We start from the raw sequence: 15937 nt of genomic DNA on the forward strand, positions 1-15937 counted from the left end.
CTGACCGACTGGCAGCCTTGTGACCGGCGCTCCCGGAGAGAGATTTTTGCCTAACCCGCTTGCCGTACAATTTGACTGTCACTAGGTTAAATGAAGTTGCGCAGTGAGTTTGCGTCATGCGTAGACCCGATCAGTCCCCCTCAATAGTACCGCGGGAAGCCAACCAGGACACGTATCTGGTATTGGACGACTTTGGCGGGCGACTGGGCCACGCTTGGCGGGAGACCAACGAAGAAGACGCCGACCGCGAGACGCTGATCCAGGACCTGATGGCGGAACAGTACAGCCTTCCGGCGCGCATAGTCGCCTTCAATACCGCCGAGGGTTGGTCGCGGGACGTGACGATGGATATCGCCGACGAGCTCCGAACGAGATTGGCTGAGTACGACGAGATACCGGCTTCCGTGCAGGAGTTTCTGAAAACCGCCAGCCGGGCGGGCTGAGCCAGATTACGCCCGCCTTTTGACCTGTTCCCTGGGGAACAGCGCTCCACTCGCCGGTGGGCCATTGTCTCGTCACCGAGGCGATGGTGCCTGCGGAGAGCAACCGGAGAATGAACATGGAATGCGCAACCTCGATCGAAGTGACCAGAACGGCTGAGCTGTCCGATGAGCAGCTCGAAACAGTAGCCGGTGGAGCGTTCGAAGTAGTTAGGGTGGTCGCAATTCGCGCGGACGGTACCAACATGCAGATGTGGACCACATCCGTTACCAAGAAGTAAGCAGCTCTGTTGGCGAAAACATAGGCCGCCTCAGTTGGCGGCTTCTTTTTCCATCGCGCGGGCAACGATCCAGTTGTCGTGACCGGTTGCCGCGCGGCGGTCGGCGGCGAATCGACTGGGAAAAATTGGGTTCGTTCTGCCAAAATGCTTGCTCATGATTTCTTGATAGTTCGACAAACAATTGCGCGTATTGCCGATCACGGCGCGCGATGGCGCGTGCTTCATACCTGCCAAGCTTCGCTGTCTCGGGCAAAGCCCGGCGGATGGCTTCTGCAAGGCGTTCGGGACCAGGTGGCGGCATGGTACTCGAAGGATCAAATAGCTCCCGCCAATTCGGTGAAGCTACAAATCTCTCGATATCGCCAGGATTCTGGCCCGGACGTTCGGTGCAGCCAAACACATACGCGCGCTCGATCCAGGCCCCCCTCGTCATTTTCAGCTTTGCCAATTCCAACTCCGCATCCGCGGCCTCGCGCGCATGCTCGATGATGAATGGATCAGTGCACCCCTGGGCGAACAGCAGCGAAAGCTCCTCCATTTCGGGAGTTGTTTCACGGGGGCGGGCTACGGCCAGTCCGTGCCTGCGAGCATTGTCTCGCGAACGCTGTTTGCCCAGGGCTGTCTTCGGCCCGCTGCTTTTTTTTGCGTTCTGCCGATTGGCCGCAATTTGCGCGGGCGTGGCCATTATGCGGTGCCGCTTTGATCGAGGGATGCGCCATCGCCATCGATCGCACGCTGGGTGACGGCGCGCACCCGTTCGGCCAGGTCGTCGGCGCGGCGTTTGAAAATCTTGTTAATTGCCTTATCGCGACGATCCTCCCACATGGCAATTTCCCGTCCCAGACGCTCCAGATCGACGCCGTTGAGCTTGATCGCCAGCGCCATGATTGAGTGTTCATCAAGACTGTATTTCTTCAATAGCGCCGCAAGTTCAGCTTTAGCTTTGTCGGAAGTAAACCACCGATCAGCCAATAGCCCGGCTTCGCTTTCCCTGGTTTGGTGCGTTCCCAACTCCACAACAAGCAACTGCAAAATCGCTTTGCGAAACGACGTGTTGATGGTGCCAGTTCGGGACGACCGCAGCTGCTTAATGTACCAGGCGGCCTCAATAGCATCGCGGACGTTGAGTTCATCAAAGATATTTTGCGGCTGTATTTCTTCAATCATGCGAGCAGCAAAATCGTCGTAATCTTGATGGTTCTCGGTGAGGAGGACTCGCGGAGTCATCAATACCGATAATTTTTTTGATTGTTCGCTCATGGGACATTCCCTTTCTGCGTTGCGAAAATGGATGTGCTGTCGGACATCAAGTCTCGACACATTTCCCGGATACGCCACTGGGAACAACACTAAGTGAGAAGGCTCACTGTAGCGTCGTGACCATGCTGCGATGAGATTGTTAACGGCGAGTTAGAGTTGCCGCATCTCCATCGAGTGTCGGTGCGTGACGTCAGTTATCCACAGTGCAATGGAGGCGCCGGCATTTGTCATGCGGCGTCCCGATGCTGCATAAGCTGAGAAGCGGTCGTGGGGAGTTCCGTTGCCGATCGATTTTTTGAACAAGCGCTCAATGCTTCGCGGGTGCCGCGCTCGAAGTCTGAAAAGATTAGACCTGCGAAATTGGGTTCGTTCTGCGAAATTTTAAAACGAGCCGATTACGAGTTCATCGAAACTGAGGAACATTTACTTCTTCCGGGTCTGACGCTTTTGCGTGGCGACTAAGCGCACTCCAGGTCCTCCACCGTTTTCTTCGATGAATTCGATGCCGGCCGCGGCGAGTGAACTCAAGATTTTTTCGGCAGTCTGACCGCGGCCCCCCAACGGACCATCATTAGCTTCTAACCGCTTAACCGTCGGAATGGACACGGCAGCAGCTGCAGCCAGCTGCTCCTGCGACCAGTCCAACAATGCTCGTGCAGCCTTAACCTGCCTAATTGATACTTTTAGTATTGACTCTGAAGTCTTCATAATTGATACTTTCAGTATCGAACGGGGTTTTTGAAGAATCACTAGGAGACTCGCAATGTCAGGCGCTTTTGCCAACTCCCATTCGTCGCTGGATCGCCGCGCGTTCATCGGCGGCTCAGATGCCCGGATCATCATGAGCGACGACGAGACCGGCGCAGTGTTCGAGGCCAAGTTCATGCTGCCGTGGTCGTTCTCCGAGGAAGGGGCAGCCGAGAAGCACATGGCGCAGCTGCAGCACAACATGTGGGTCACCGCCTCGCGCATGGCGGTGCTATCTATCATCACCGGCGGCGGAAAGTGGGTGGAAATGACCATTCCGGCCGATCCGCTCTACCAGCACCTGCTGCTTACTGCAGAAAAGAAGTTCTGGCGCTGCGTTCAGACCGGCGAGACCCCTCACCTGTTTGGCGTTGAGCCGCCCAAGCCGCGGATCGAAGCGGTCAGAACCGTCGACATGGGTGCGTCCAACTCCTGGGCGGAATTCGCGGGGGTGTTTTGCCGAACCCGGGCCGCCTTCCTCGATCACGAAGCCGCCAAGGGCGAGCTCAAAAAGCTCGTTCCAGAGGACGCGAAAGAGGCCAAAGGGCACGGCGTCCGCGCCAAGCGCTCCAAATCGGGCGCCATCAGTTTTGAACTCCAGGCCGCCGAATAGCCGCTTCCGAGCTTTCCGATCGGGGATGGCTTTCGGGGGCCCTAAGCGAGGCTCTCGCAGAAGGTCAGGACGTGGATGCGCCCCATGGAGTCGCCCTTCGACTTTGTCCATCTCGACCCGTCCTGCGATCCTCCGGAGGAGTATGTCGCAGCCTTTGAGCTATTGGCCGCATTCTGGTGCGAGCTGCGCGCATTCCGGTCCGCCTCCCCGCAGGATGCGTTTCTGAGCGACTTCTCCGCCCATCTGGAAACCCAGCTGGTCGCCGCTGCTCTCGTGTTAGCGATCCAGGTCGAACTCCTAAGCGCCAATTAGCGACCCCGCATATTTTAACGGAGTTACCGATGCAACGTGCCAGCCAATCGATCAGCAACATAGGTGCCGCCCTCGCCAAAGCGCAGGCGGAAATCCAGAACCCGGAAAAGTCGCTGACGGCGACCATCCCTTCGGCGTTCCCGCGAGAGGAGAGCCGTACCTTTCGGTATGCCTCGCTGGCAAGCGGACTGGATATTGTCCGAAAATGCCTCAGCAAGCACGAGATCGCAACCGTCCAGGCAACCGCGATAGAGCCTGAGACGGGTCTGATCAAGCTCACCACCACCCTTCTCCATGCTTCCGGCGAATGGCTGGCCTCGGACTGGCCGGTCTGTCCCGTCACCGATACCGCGGCCCCGCACCGGATGGGCTCCGCCCTCACCTATGCCCGGCGCTACGGCCTCTTCACCCTGGTCGGGATCGCCGGCGATGACGATCTCGATGCACCCGACGTCGGTCCCCTATCGGCGGAGCCAGCCCCCACCAACAGGCCGCAATCCGGTACGAACGGCCAGACCCCGCTAGCGAAAACCTCCCAGAGCGCTCGCAAGCGTGCCAACGGTGCTCACTTCAGCGTCCTGCCGGCTGAAGCCTCTGCAGCGCTGCGGGACCAGTTGCTGGCCGAACTCGACGGGTTGGGACTCAAGGACGATCTGGACGCCTGGACGCTGCAAGCCTGGCCAAAAGTAAACTCCCTGACGCCTGCAGATGGCGACAAGGTAAGGGCGGCGTTTCAGGTCCGGCTCGCCCGCGGCGAAATGACGTCGGAGGCGGATACCGCGTCAGACGAACTGCAATTCCCCATAGCGACCCCAGAGGTCCGATCGCGCATCGACAAGAGCGTGCTAACCCTGCCGGAGACCAAACGGCAGCGAGACCGGCAGCACCTGCGCTTTGTCGCTAGCCACCCCTGCCTTGTCTGCGGCCGCGAGCCGTGTGATCCACACCATTTGCGTTTTGCACAGCCCCGCGGGCTCGGCCAAAAGGTCAGCGACGAATTTACAGTGCCGCTGTGCCGAGCGCATCATCGCGAGCTGCACCGCGCCAGCAAAGAAAGAGATTGGTGGGTGACAGCCGGCCTGGAACCAGTCGGTTTGGCGCGCCAGCTTTGGCTGGAAACCCATCCGCTGCCTGTCGTTCCACCCGTTCAAGAAGAAGATGAGGCAAATGGGCGCCTGCCGCGCCGCCCGTCGCATCGGCCTAGTCGGAAAATAACACCCTTGACCTCAATGTGATTTGATAGGGCGGCAGCTCGACTTGCGACAACCGATTTTTCATCGCTGCTCGCCTAGACGCAATCGCTGACTGGCCACGCTCACTGTTTCGGTGCCACAATCGATATACCGGCCACGTGGCGAACAACTCTTGTCAAATCGATCGATCGCGACGATCATTGATCATTCGAAAAGCGACGATAGACCGCAACGTAGCACTAGCCCTCCGCTCAGTGGATAGGAATGGGTCATGCCTGCTGCACCTTGGATCAAGTCGTATCCGCCGGGCGTCCGCTGGGACGCGGACTTAGCGATGATGCCGGTTTCGCAGATTTTGGAGCAATCAGTTGCAAAGTGGCCAAACAACCCGGCCCTCGATTTTATGAACAAAAGGATCTCTTATCGAGATCTCAGCGACCTTTCCAATCGGGCCGCGAAAGGATTTCAGAAACTGGGTGTGCGCCCTGGCGTGCATGTCGGGCTCTACCTGCCCAACACGCCCCACTACGTCATCGCTTTCTTTGGCGTGATGAAGGCCGGTGGCACGGTAGTCAACTACTCGCCCCTGGATGCGGAAAAGGTTCTCGAGCACAAGGTTGACGACAGTGAGACCGACATACTCGTGACGCTGGACCTTAAGGCACTGTACCCGCAGATGGGTCGGCTGCTCGGAACGACAAGGCTGAAAACCCTTGTGGTCGGCAACGTAGCTGAGATGACCCCTGCGCCCACGGCCATGCGCGATCATATGCTGAAGAATGATGAAATCGCCGCCGTTCCTAACGACAACAGGCATCTGACGTTTGAGTTACTCCTTGAAAACGATGGCAAGTACGCGGAGCATCCGATCGCCGACCTGCGTGAGTCCGTCGCGGTACTTCAATACACTGGCGGTACGACCGGACTTCCAAAAGGCGCGATGCTTACGCACGCCAATCTGTCGTGCGCGACCGCACAGTATGTAGAGACGACCCACACGCAACCGCAGCTTCTCGACGAAGGCCGCGAGCGGATTCTTGCCGTCCTGCCGCCGTTTCACATTTATGCGTTGACGGTAAACATGCTGATGGGACTACGGATCGGCGCCGAGCTGATCTTGCACACGCGTTTCGACACGGCTGCGGTCGTCAAGGATATATGCGAAAAGAAAGTTACGGTCTTTCCAGGCGTACCGACGATGTATGTCGCGATCATCAACTATCCCGGTGTCGAAAATCTCGACCTCTCTTCAATCAAATGGTGTGCGTCCGGCGGGGCCCCCCTTCCTCTCGAGGTGCAGAAGCGCTTTCAGGACATTTCCGGGTGTCGGCTTGCCGAAGGCTGGGGCATGACCGAAACGTCGCCCACCGGTACATTTACACCATTGAAGGGGGCGGTGAAGCCTGGCTCGTGCGGTATCCCGATCCCTGGCATCACCATCAAGTTTGCCGATGTCGACGATCCGTCTCGCTATGTTGGGCTGGGTGAAAAAGGTGAGATTTGCATTGGCGGGCCCAACATCATGAAGGGATACTGGAAGCGCGGGGACGCAACAAAGGAGACGATGACGAAGGACGGCCTTCTGCGAACCGGCGACGTTGGATACATGGACGAAGACGGATATGTCTTCATCGTCGACCGCACCAAGGACATGCTGCTATGCGGCGGCTTCAACGTGTACCCGCGCATCATCGAAGAAGCGATTTATCAGCATTCAGACATTGAAGAAGTCATCGTGATCGGAATCCACGATGATTACCGGGGTCAATCACCCAAGGCCTTTGTGAAGCTCAAGGCTCACTCAAGCGCAATCACGCTCGACCAAATGAAGGATTTTCTCAAAGACAAACTCGGCAAGCACGAAATGATCAGCGCGATGGAAATTCGTGATGCCTTGCCGAGGACAGCCGTCGGCAAGCTGTCCAAGAAGGAGCTATACGACGAAGAGGCCAGCAGACCCCACGCTCAAGACAGAACGTCCTGAACGCTCCCGGCAATCACATGCTGGCCTGCGGTAACCTTCGCACGGACATTTTCTTGCTTGCTGCCTAATCTTCTGGGATGCCAGCCTCCCAGTCGGCCGTGAATAAAAGTTCCGACACTTCAAACGTCGGTTCGATTAATTTCCTTGCGGCATTCCCATGATTGGACAACACTCGCGAAACAGAAGGCACCTGCATTCGTCTTCCGGTTTGTCTTTTCGCGGTTGGCGATGCTTGTAAGCCTACGAAGAGCGACCAAGAGGGAGGAGTGCCATGCGTCAGTGGATAATAGCTGCTGCCTTGTTGCCGGTGCTCGGCGGTGTGGCTCTTGCGCAAGAGACGGTCAAAATCGGCTATATCGATCCGCTCTCGGGCGGCGGTGCCAGCGTCGGCGAGGTCGGCTTCAAGACCTTCCAGTTTCTCGCCGACGAGTTGAATGCCAAGGGCGGCATTCTCGGCAAGAAGGTCGAGATCGTACCACTCGACAATAAGACCAATCCTCAGGAAAGCTTGATTCAGGCGCAGAAGGCGATCGATGCTGGCGTGCGCTACATCACCCAGGGCAACGGGTCGTCAGTCGCCGGCGCGCTGACGGATTTCGTAGCAAAATACAACGAACGCAATCCCGGTAAAGAGGTCCTCTATTTCAATTATGCCGCTGTGGATCCGGTGCTCACCAATGCAAAGTGCAGCTTCTGGCATTTCCGTTGGGATGCAAATTCAGACATCAAGATGGAAGCGCTCACGAACTACATGAAGAGTGCTTCAGCCATCAAGAAGCTTTACCTTATTAACCAGGACTATTCGTTTGGTGAGTCGGTTCGTTCCGCAGCGAAGACCATGCTGAAGGCGAAGCGCCCGGACATACAGATCGTCGGCGACGAACTGCATCCGCTGCTGAAGATCACTGACTTTGCACCGTATGTCGCGAAGATCAAGGCGTCTGGTGCTGACAGTGTCATAACCGGCAACTGGGGGCAGGATTTTGCGCTCCTCCTCAAAGCTAGTGCCGATGCCGGACTCAAGGTGAATTGGTACACCTATTATGCGGGCGGCACTGGCGGTCCCACCGCGATCAAGCAGGCCAATCTCAATCATCAGGTGTTCCAGATCGCTGAGGGTATTCCAAATCTCGGCAATCCTGCCGCGGACACTTTCGAGAAAGCGTTACGCGCAAAATACGATTTCAGCCTGTTCTATCCGCGCGTCGTCAACGAGATGCGAATGTTTGCGGCCGCAGCCGAAAAGGCCAAGTCGCTCGATCCGGTCAAGGTCGCGGCAGCGCTCGAAGGCATGGAATTCGACGTCTATGACGGCGGCAAGGGCACCATGCGGAAGGATGATCACCAGTTCTTCCAGCCCATGTATATCGCTTCATTCGGCGATCGCACGGAGAAGGAGCCGTTCGACGAGGAAAAGACCGGTTGGGGCTGGCGGCTAGCCGCAAAGATCGAGCCTGAGCAGACCATGCTCCCCACCACCTGCAAGATGGAGCGCCCGAACTAACCGTCGTCACCGCGCAAACTTCCTGCGCTCCAGCGTTCGCCGGAGCGAGGTCGGCTCATCTCTCGGGGGTGGAGCGTGCTCGAACTTATCGTCATATCGACGCTGAACGGCGTTCTGTTTGGAATGCTGCTGTTTTTAATGGCAAGCGGCTTGACCGTCATCTTCAGCATGCTCGGTGTTCTCAATTTCGCGCATGCAAGCTTCTACATGCTGGGCGCGTTTTTCGGCTTCCAGCTTAGCCGCTGGTTTGGCTTCTGGCCCGCGCTACTCGTCGCTCCCTTGCTGGCAGGGGGACTTGGTGCAGCGGTGGAGCGATTTGGTCTGCGACAGGTTCACAGGAACGGTCATGTCGCAGAACTCCTGTTCACGTTCGGCCTGGCGTTCGTGATCGAGGAGCTCGTACAGATTATCTGGGGCAAGAGTCCCGTCGATTTCCGCATTCCGTCTGTTCTGGATTTTCCCGCCTTCACAATCTTCTCCACCAATTACCCCGCCTACAAGATGTTTATGCTACTGGTGTCGATCGCGATCTTCGTTGGCCTGCTACTGGTTCTCAAGAAGTCTCGTGTCGGTTTGATCGTTCAGGCAGCGCTCACCCATCCGCATATGGTTGGCCATCTCGGCCACAATGTCGGACGCATCTTCATGCTGGTGTTCGGTGTCGGTACAGCCCTCGCCGCCGTCGCCGGCGTGATCGCAGGCCCCGCGCTGGTGACGCAGTCGAACATGGCTGCACTGCTCGGACCCATCCTGTTCGTGGTCGTTGTCGTCGGTGGGCTCGGTTCGCTGCCGGGCGCCTTCATTGGGTCGTTGCTGATCGGCCTCGTCCAAACCTTCGCGGTCTCAATGAATGGCTCTCTCGAGGGCGCGTTTGGTCCGCTGAGTCCGACCTACGCGCAGTCCTGGCTGGCCGACATCTGGAGCGTGACGATCGCCCAGATCGCACCGATCATGCCCTACATGTTGCTGGTACTCATTCTGATCTTTCGTCCAATGGGTCTGCTGGGGACGCGTGAAACATGAGCGAATTGACTTCAAGTGTAGCGCCGCCCTACCCCGCATTGAGCGAAAAGCTGAGATTCTATGGGATCTGGCTTGTCACAGGACTGATACTGCTGGCTTTGCCGAAAATTTTCGGCTCGGGGGGCGCGCTGACCACCTTCAGCTTGATTGGAATCTCGATCATCTTCTCTCTATCCTACAACATTCTGCTCGGCCAGACCGGATTGCTTTCGTTCGGCCACGCGGTCTATTACGGCTTAGGCGGCTTTCTGGTGATTCACGTCATCAATATTATCAGCGCCAACAAACTGCCGATCCCGTTGCCCTTGGTTCCTATTATCGGTGGCCTCACCGGACTATTCTTCGCTGCGCTGCTTGGATGGGTCTCGACCCAGCGCAGCGGAACGGCATTCGCAATGATTTCGCTTGGCATCGCCGAACTGATCGCCTCGTCGGCTCTGATCCTGCGGACGTTCTTCGGAGGAGAAGCTGGTATCTCAGCGAACCGCACCAAATTGTTTCGGGTTTTCGACTGGAATTTCGGGCCTCAAATTCAGATCTACTATCTGATCGCTGCATGGACATTGCTGGCGGTCATCGCCATGTATGCGCTGACGCGCACCCCGCTTGGCCGCATGTGCAATGCGGTGCGGGATAATCCAGAACGTGTTCAGTTCGTTGGCTACGACCCCCACGTCGTTCGTTATCTGGCCTTCTGCTTTGCCGGCTTCTTTGCCGGCATTGCCGGCGCTCTAGCCGCGATTAATTTTGAAATCGCCAACTCGGCCTATCTCGGCGCCTTGCAGTCCGGCACTGTGTTGTTCTCGACGTATATCGGCGGCATTGGCTATTTTATTGGACCTATTGTCGGAGCCATATTCGTTACCGTGCTATCGCTGAGCTTGAGCGATCTGACATCGGTCTGGCAGCTTTACTTCGGACTGTTTTTCATAGCGGTCGTAACGTTTGCGCCCGGAGGCCTCACAGGGCTTCTGATGATGCACCGGCCGCTGCTTAAGAGCGGCACATTGGGCAAGGTGTTGCCGTCCTATTTGATAGCGCTCGTTCCAACACTTGCATTGGTGGTAGGTCTCGTTCTTGCGACAGAATCGATCGTGCATCACACCGTGCATGCGGGCGATGACCCAAACATCAAAGCCTTCGGCGTGAACTTCAACGCCTCGAGCCCGATCACGTGGATCATTGCTCTGTTCCTGATTGTCGCCGGATCTTTCGCGGCGCGACTGACCTGGCGGCGGCTTGCACAGGCTTGGGGCGAGGCGCTCTCGGCAGCCCATGAAAGGGGATACCACGCATGACCGCGCCCGCCATAGAGGTGAAGGACGTTCAAAAAAGCTTCGGCAACATATCGATCATCCGCGACCTGAACTTAAGCGTGTCACAGGGCGAACGACACGCGCTCATTGGCCCCAATGGTGCGGGAAAATCAACAACGTTTAATCTCATCAGCGGCTATATCAGACCGACGTCGGGAACGGTGGCGCTTCGGGGAGAGGTGATTAACGGTTTGCCGCCCTACCAGATTAATCGTCGCGGGCTCTCGCGCAGCTTTCAGGTTACAAACGTGTTCGCAAACATGAGTGTATGGGAAAATCTGCGTTGCGCAGTCCTCTGGACCGACGGCCATCATTACTCATTCTGGAAGAACATCGACAATTTAAAAGAGGTCCGCGACCGAACGGCGCAAGTTCTCTCTGATATCGGCCTCGCTGCACGCCGCGACGTGCCGGCGGGGCTGCTAACATATGCCGAACAGCGCGCGCTGGAAATCGGCATTACCGTTGCGGGCGGCGCCGACGTCATCCTTCTCGACGAGCCTACCGCAGGCATGAGCCATGCGGAAACAGAGCGGGCGGTTTCGCTGATTCGTCGACTCACCGAAGGACGAACATTGGTGATCGTCGAGCACGACATGAGCGTCGTGTTCGGCCTCGCCGACCGAATCTCGGTGCTGGTCTACGGCCACATTATTGCGACCGGAACGCCGGACCAGATTCGCTCGAATCCCAAAGTCAAGGAAGCCTATCTCGGCGAGGAGGCAGCTTGATGCTCGAGGTCAAGGACCTGCACGCCTATTATGGCAAGAGCCATATTCTCCAGGGCGTTGATCTGCGGATCGATGCTGGTGAAGTCGTAAGCCTATTGGGCCGGAACGGTGTAGGACGTTCGACGACGGTCAAAGCGATCATGGGAGAAGTGCCGCCACAGGGCACCATCCGATTCAAGGGAGCTGACATCGCGGGCAAGCCGAGTTTTCAAATCGCCCAACTCGGCCTCGGATATGTTCCAGAGCATCGCGATATTTTTCCTGGGCTTACTGTGCGTCAAAACCTGATGCTCGGGATCAAAGACCCGCGCAAGCCTGGCAAATGGCGGCTCAACGACATGCTGGACATGTTTCCGAACCTCGCCGCGCGTGCGGATACGGACGCTGGCGTCATGTCTGGCGGTGAGAAGCAGATGCTCACAATGTGTCGTACGTTGATGGGCGATCCCGAACTGATCATGATCGACGAGCCCACTGAAGGGCTGGCGCCCCTCATTGTTCATCAGGTCGGCGACCTGATTGCGGAAATCGCGCGTCGTGGTGTGGCAATCCTGCTGGTCGAACAGAAACTCTCCATCGCCATGCGTATATCGCACCGCGTGTACGTCATGGGCCATGGTCGCATTGTGTTTGAGGGCACACCCGCGAACTTGACGAGCAACGACGCGGTTCGGAGGGAATGGCTTGAGGTTTGAACCGGGCATTTTCGATGCCCGCAAGTTGAGTGGATTATCGATGCCGGTCACTTCAGCCAATGGAATTGAGATCGCATACGACGATCGAGGCAATCGGAGCGATCCGGCCGTCGTCCTCGTTATGGGCCTTGCCACGCAAATGATTGCCTGGCCGGAGGCATTCTGTGACGACCTTGCCGCTCGGGGCTTCCGCGTTATTCGCTTTGACAATCGAGATGTCGGGCTGTCGACCAAGTTTGATTCTGCGCCATCGATCGACCCCGGCGCGGTCCTGCAACGGTTGATAGCTGGGGAAAAACTAAATCCACCTTATGACCTGACCGATATGGCCGCAGATACCGTCGGGCTGATGGATCGCTTGGCAATCGAGAATGCTCACGTGGTCGGAGCGTCCATGGGAGGCATGATTGCGCAGATCGTCGCGGCCAAATATCCCACTCGCGTACGAAGTCTGGTTTCCATTATGTCGTCGAGTGGCGACCCCGGTCTGCCACAGGCGAAACCCGAAGCGATGGCTGCGATCATGCAGGCCCGTCCGGATAGCAGCGACCGCGAGCTTGCGATTCAGCACGGCGTCAAAATCTATAAAGTGATCGGTAGCCCAGGCTATCCGACGCTGGACGAGGAGCTGCGAGCCAAGGTCGGCGCCGCCTTCGATCGGTCTTACTATCCCGTGGGAATCGGCCGCCAGTTTGCCGCGATCTTGGCAAACGGCTCGCGTGTCGAGATGCTCAAGAGGCTTTCCGTTCCAACGCTGGTACTTCACGGCGCTGACGATCCGCTGGTACCCCTCGAAGCCGGCAGACATACCGCCGCGTCGGTTCCGGGATCAAGCCTCATGGTTATCCCCGGGATGGGCCACGATATTGCCGCCGGTCTCATTCCCGTTCTGGTCGAGGCAATCGCCGCGCACTGCAAGAAGGCCGACCAAAACTCGAAGCGAGGGAAGATCATGGAACAGAGCAGATAGCTTCAGCGCAGGCCGCCGGCACGCGTTCCGGCATCTTCTCGAATCGGATGGAGAAAGCCATGGACAGGTTGTCAGCACTCGATGCCAGCTTCCTTTACGGAGAAACACCGGAATCTCCCATGCACGTTGCCGGACTGGCAATCTTCGGGCCCGCTCCGGCAGATACCGATATCTTCGCGATGTTCCGCGACCATCTCAAGAGCCGGCTCCATCTTGTTCCTTTCTTTGAGCGCAAGCTGGCGTTGGCGCCGATTCAGCTCGATCATCCAGTCTGGGTGCACGACGACAATCTTGACCTTGATTATCACTTTCGCCACACCTCGTTGCCAAAACCCGGAACGCAAGAGCAGCTCGAGACACTGGTGGCGCGGCTGCACATGATCCTGCTCGATCGCGCCCGACCGTTATGGCAGTATTATGTAATTGAGGGTCTCGAGGCTGGCGGCTTCGCCGTATACATCAAGATGCACCACGCCGGTATCGACGGTGGCGCAGGGATGGCTGCGCTTCCGATCATCTTCAGCCCCTCGCCCGAACCGGAACGCGCGCCGCTTCCATCGCCGCCAGCCAAGGACAGCAGAGCACCTGAGATCTTCGAACTGATCAGCGACTCCTACGCCAAGTTTTTCAATCAACAGCGCGCCTTCTATGAATCCTGGCCCGATCTCGCCAAGGCGATCGCAAAAGTGGGACAGCGCGCTACGCAGGACCTAGCTAATCCTCCTCGAATGCTTCCGCTTGCACCGAAAACGCTTTTCAATGTGTCACTTTCAAGCCAGAGGTCGTTCGGAACCTGCACCCTCTCCCTTCGCGACGCAAAGGCCGTGGCAAAGCTCACAAAGTCGAAGATAAACGACGTTGTGATGACGATCAGTGCCGGTGCATTACGGCGCTATCTAGAGCTACGGAAGGGGCTTCCCGATGGCCCGCTGATCGCGGCGGTGCCGGTTTCGCTGCGAAAAGCGGGCAACGCCGATATGAATAACCAGGTCACGGCGATGCTTTGCAACCTGGCCACGGACATTGCCGATCCGATCCGTCGTCTGGAAGCCATCGTTGCCTCATCCACCGACTCCAAGAAGCGGCTGGAGGATATTCGTGATGTCATTCCGGCTGACCTGACGTGGCTGGGAGCACCGATCATTATCACCGGGATGGCGCGCTTGATGGGGCAAGCTAAACTTGCCGAGCAACTGCCAGCAATCGTGAACGTCCTGATTTCAAACGTGCCCGGACCAAAGGAGCCGCTGTACTGCGCCGGCGCAAGGATGCTGAATTATTTTCCGGTCTCGATTCCATCGAACGGCAGCGTCCTGAACATCACCGTGCAGAGCTATCAGGATAATCTGGATTTCGGACTGATCGCCTGCCGAGCCGCTGTTCCTGATATCGAGAAACTGGTGGAGTTTTTAATCGATGAATTCGATCGCCTGAGAAGGGCGGCGGGCGGACCAGAGCAAGCAAAGGCACGAAAGATCGAGATCAGGGAAGCCAAGAGCGCATAGGTCCGGGGGAAATATTTGCGCCAGCGGACGAAGAACGGCTCGAGCAAATTGTATCAAATCACAGGAGGGTAAAGCCATGGCCAGCAGCATTTATAAGGTTATCGAATTGGTAGGTACAAGCACCGAGTCTTGGGAAGAAGCCGCGCGCGGTGCAGTTGAGCGTGCTTCGAAAAGCTTGCGAGATCTCCGGGTAGCCGAGGTAGTCGAACTCGACATGCAGATCACTGATGGCAAGATTGAAGCGTACCGTGCCAAGGTCAAGGTGTCGTTCAAATTCGAGGACAACCAGTAGCTCTGACGACATCGTTACGGTCAATCGTTGGCACGTCAGGTTGTTGGCTTGCCGTGGATGCTGCTGGATTCCCGCGCAGAACGATAATGAGCGAGCGGAAAAGAGTTCTTCTCACTACGACGGCTCAAATTCAGGGGCGCCGAGCATGGCGAGAAAGGGATAGCATCAGTTCGATCCTGGAGAATGTCGGTGAAGACGATCACAGCATTGGCTGCCAACAAGCTTGGTAAGTTTCTGGCCAAGGATTTTCGGCGCATTTTTGGGCCGGCACATGATGATCAGGCAGAGCGTCTTGGCTCTTTGGCGCGGAGTACGATTGAATTCCTCGGAAGGAGCGATGCTCCCTATCATAATTTTGAACATACATTGTTAGTCACGATGGTCGGGCGCGACATTTTACACGGCTTAACGCTCTGCCAACGAATTGAGCCTGCGGACTACAATCATCTCATCGTAGCATGCCTATTGCATGACATCGGTTATATGCGCGGCGCGCTGAGTGGCGATACTGAGACGGAATTTGTTGTGGATCGGAGCGGAGAAAAAGTTAAGCTTCCTCGCGGCGCTTCAGATGCAGCCCTGACACCTTACCATGTCGATCGCTCGAAGCTGTTTGCTTTTGAACGCCTCGGAAAATCTCCGACCATTGATGCCACACGCGTCGCGGAAGCAATCGAGTGTACCCGTTTTCCACCTCGGCCGAAGCGAACCTCCGCAGATGATATGGAGCCGAGATTAGTGCAGGCTGCGGATCTCATAGGACAACTCGGCGACCCCATGTACTCGCGCAAAGCAAATGCCCTTTATTCTGAGTTTGCAGAGATCGGCATGAATCGACAACTCGGGTATTCGTCGCCAGCCGATCTTATCGATAAGTATCCAGCCTTCTTTTGGAACAATGTCTCAATGCACCTCGACGACGGTATCAAATACTTAAATATGACGGTTTCCGGCCGTCAGTGGATAGCCAACCTCCATCATCACATCCTGTGTGCCGAGCGTGCCCACCGCCTGATGGGACCTCAGCGTTGAGGAATCGGTTAAAAGTGATCACGCGTCACCCAGTGTTTC

17 protein-coding genes are annotated in these 15937 nt (G+C 57.0%); 14 read left to right on the forward strand and 3 right to left on the reverse strand.

Features of this window, described 5'->3' with window-relative positions:
- Positions 1-116 precede the first annotated feature (116 nt).
- The gene (locus JQ597_RS13220) at positions 117-443 is read left to right on the forward strand and encodes a hypothetical protein (protein ID WP_212264702.1); all 327 of its coding nucleotides are present in this window, start codon (positions 117-119) and stop codon (positions 441-443) included.
- A gap of 264 nt (positions 444-707) precedes the next feature.
- Here JQ597_RS13220 and JQ597_RS13225 read toward each other — a convergent pair whose 3' ends face one another.
- The 3 genes from JQ597_RS13225 to JQ597_RS13235 all read right to left on the reverse strand — a co-directional run bounded on the left by JQ597_RS13225 (position 708) and on the right by JQ597_RS13235 (position 2797).
- Positions 708-1406, reverse strand: a complete 699-nt coding sequence (locus tag JQ597_RS13225; protein ID WP_212264703.1) for a hypothetical protein — start codon at positions 1404-1406, stop codon at positions 708-710.
- The gene (locus JQ597_RS13230) at positions 1406-1981 is read right to left on the reverse strand and encodes a hypothetical protein (protein ID WP_212264704.1); all 576 of its coding nucleotides are present in this window, start codon (positions 1979-1981) and stop codon (positions 1406-1408) included. Before JQ597_RS13230 ends, JQ597_RS13225 begins: the two co-directional genes overlap by 1 nt.
- 423 nt (positions 1982-2404) lie before the next feature.
- Positions 2405-2797, reverse strand: a complete 393-nt coding sequence (locus tag JQ597_RS13235) for a hypothetical protein (protein ID WP_249147829.1) — start codon at positions 2795-2797, stop codon at positions 2405-2407.
- A gap of 25 nt (positions 2798-2822) precedes the next feature.
- Between JQ597_RS13235 and JQ597_RS13240 the strand changes: the two genes are divergently transcribed.
- From JQ597_RS13240 to JQ597_RS13300, 13 genes are all read left to right on the forward strand, one after another.
- Positions 2823-3341: a hypothetical protein gene (locus JQ597_RS13240; protein WP_502754422.1), complete on the forward strand. Its 519-nt coding sequence runs from the start codon at positions 2823-2825 to the stop codon at positions 3339-3341.
- An 84-nt stretch (positions 3342-3425) separates the two neighbouring features.
- Entirely contained in the window at positions 3426-3653 is a 228-nt protein-coding gene (locus tag JQ597_RS13245; RefSeq protein ID WP_212264706.1) for a hypothetical protein, read from the forward strand.
- Positions 3654-3682: 29 nt separating this feature from the next.
- A complete protein-coding gene (locus JQ597_RS13250) occupies positions 3683-4888 on the forward strand; it encodes an ERF family protein (protein WP_212264707.1) in 1206 nt (401 codons plus the stop codon).
- A gap of 229 nt (positions 4889-5117) precedes the next feature.
- Positions 5118-6830, forward strand: coding sequence for a long-chain-fatty-acid--CoA ligase (locus tag JQ597_RS13255; protein WP_212264708.1), 1713 nt, complete (start codon positions 5118-5120; stop codon positions 6828-6830).
- A 271-nt stretch (positions 6831-7101) separates the two neighbouring features.
- Complete coding sequence (locus JQ597_RS13260; RefSeq protein WP_212037260.1) at positions 7102-8334, forward strand: branched-chain amino acid ABC transporter substrate-binding protein; 1233 nt, start codon at positions 7102-7104, stop codon at positions 8332-8334.
- A gap of 75 nt (positions 8335-8409) precedes the next feature.
- The gene (locus JQ597_RS13265; protein WP_212264709.1) at positions 8410-9357 is read left to right on the forward strand and encodes a branched-chain amino acid ABC transporter permease; all 948 of its coding nucleotides are present in this window, start codon (positions 8410-8412) and stop codon (positions 9355-9357) included.
- A complete protein-coding gene (locus tag JQ597_RS13270; protein ID WP_212264710.1) occupies positions 9354-10655 on the forward strand; it encodes a branched-chain amino acid ABC transporter permease in 1302 nt (433 codons plus the stop codon). The genes JQ597_RS13265 and JQ597_RS13270 overlap by 4 nt, the downstream gene beginning before the upstream one ends.
- Positions 10652-11404: an ABC transporter ATP-binding protein gene (locus JQ597_RS13275; RefSeq protein ID WP_212037257.1), complete on the forward strand. Its 753-nt coding sequence runs from the start codon at positions 10652-10654 to the stop codon at positions 11402-11404. Before JQ597_RS13270 ends, JQ597_RS13275 begins: the two co-directional genes overlap by 4 nt.
- Positions 11404-12099: an ABC transporter ATP-binding protein gene (locus tag JQ597_RS13280; protein ID WP_212264711.1), complete on the forward strand. Its 696-nt coding sequence runs from the start codon at positions 11404-11406 to the stop codon at positions 12097-12099. Before JQ597_RS13275 ends, JQ597_RS13280 begins: the two co-directional genes overlap by 1 nt.
- Positions 12089-13069, forward strand: a complete 981-nt coding sequence (locus tag JQ597_RS13285) for an alpha/beta fold hydrolase (RefSeq protein ID WP_212264712.1) — start codon at positions 12089-12091, stop codon at positions 13067-13069. Before JQ597_RS13280 ends, JQ597_RS13285 begins: the two co-directional genes overlap by 11 nt.
- A 59-nt stretch (positions 13070-13128) precedes the next feature.
- Positions 13129-14574: a WS/DGAT/MGAT family O-acyltransferase gene (locus JQ597_RS13290; RefSeq protein WP_212264713.1), complete on the forward strand. Its 1446-nt coding sequence runs from the start codon at positions 13129-13131 to the stop codon at positions 14572-14574.
- 76 nt (positions 14575-14650) lie between these two features.
- A complete protein-coding gene (locus JQ597_RS13295) occupies positions 14651-14866 on the forward strand; it encodes a dodecin family protein (RefSeq protein WP_212037254.1) in 216 nt (71 codons plus the stop codon).
- A 189-nt stretch (positions 14867-15055) separates the two neighbouring features.
- On the forward strand, positions 15056-15898 hold the full coding sequence (locus JQ597_RS13300; protein WP_212264714.1) for an HD domain-containing protein: 843 nt from the start codon (positions 15056-15058) through the stop codon (positions 15896-15898).
- The last annotated feature ends 39 nt before the right edge of the window (positions 15899-15937 follow it).

Origin of the sequence: Bradyrhizobium sp. AUGA SZCCT0177 (genome assembly GCF_018130125.1) — a bacterium.
Classification (GTDB): Bacteria; Pseudomonadota; Alphaproteobacteria; order Rhizobiales; family Xanthobacteraceae; genus Bradyrhizobium.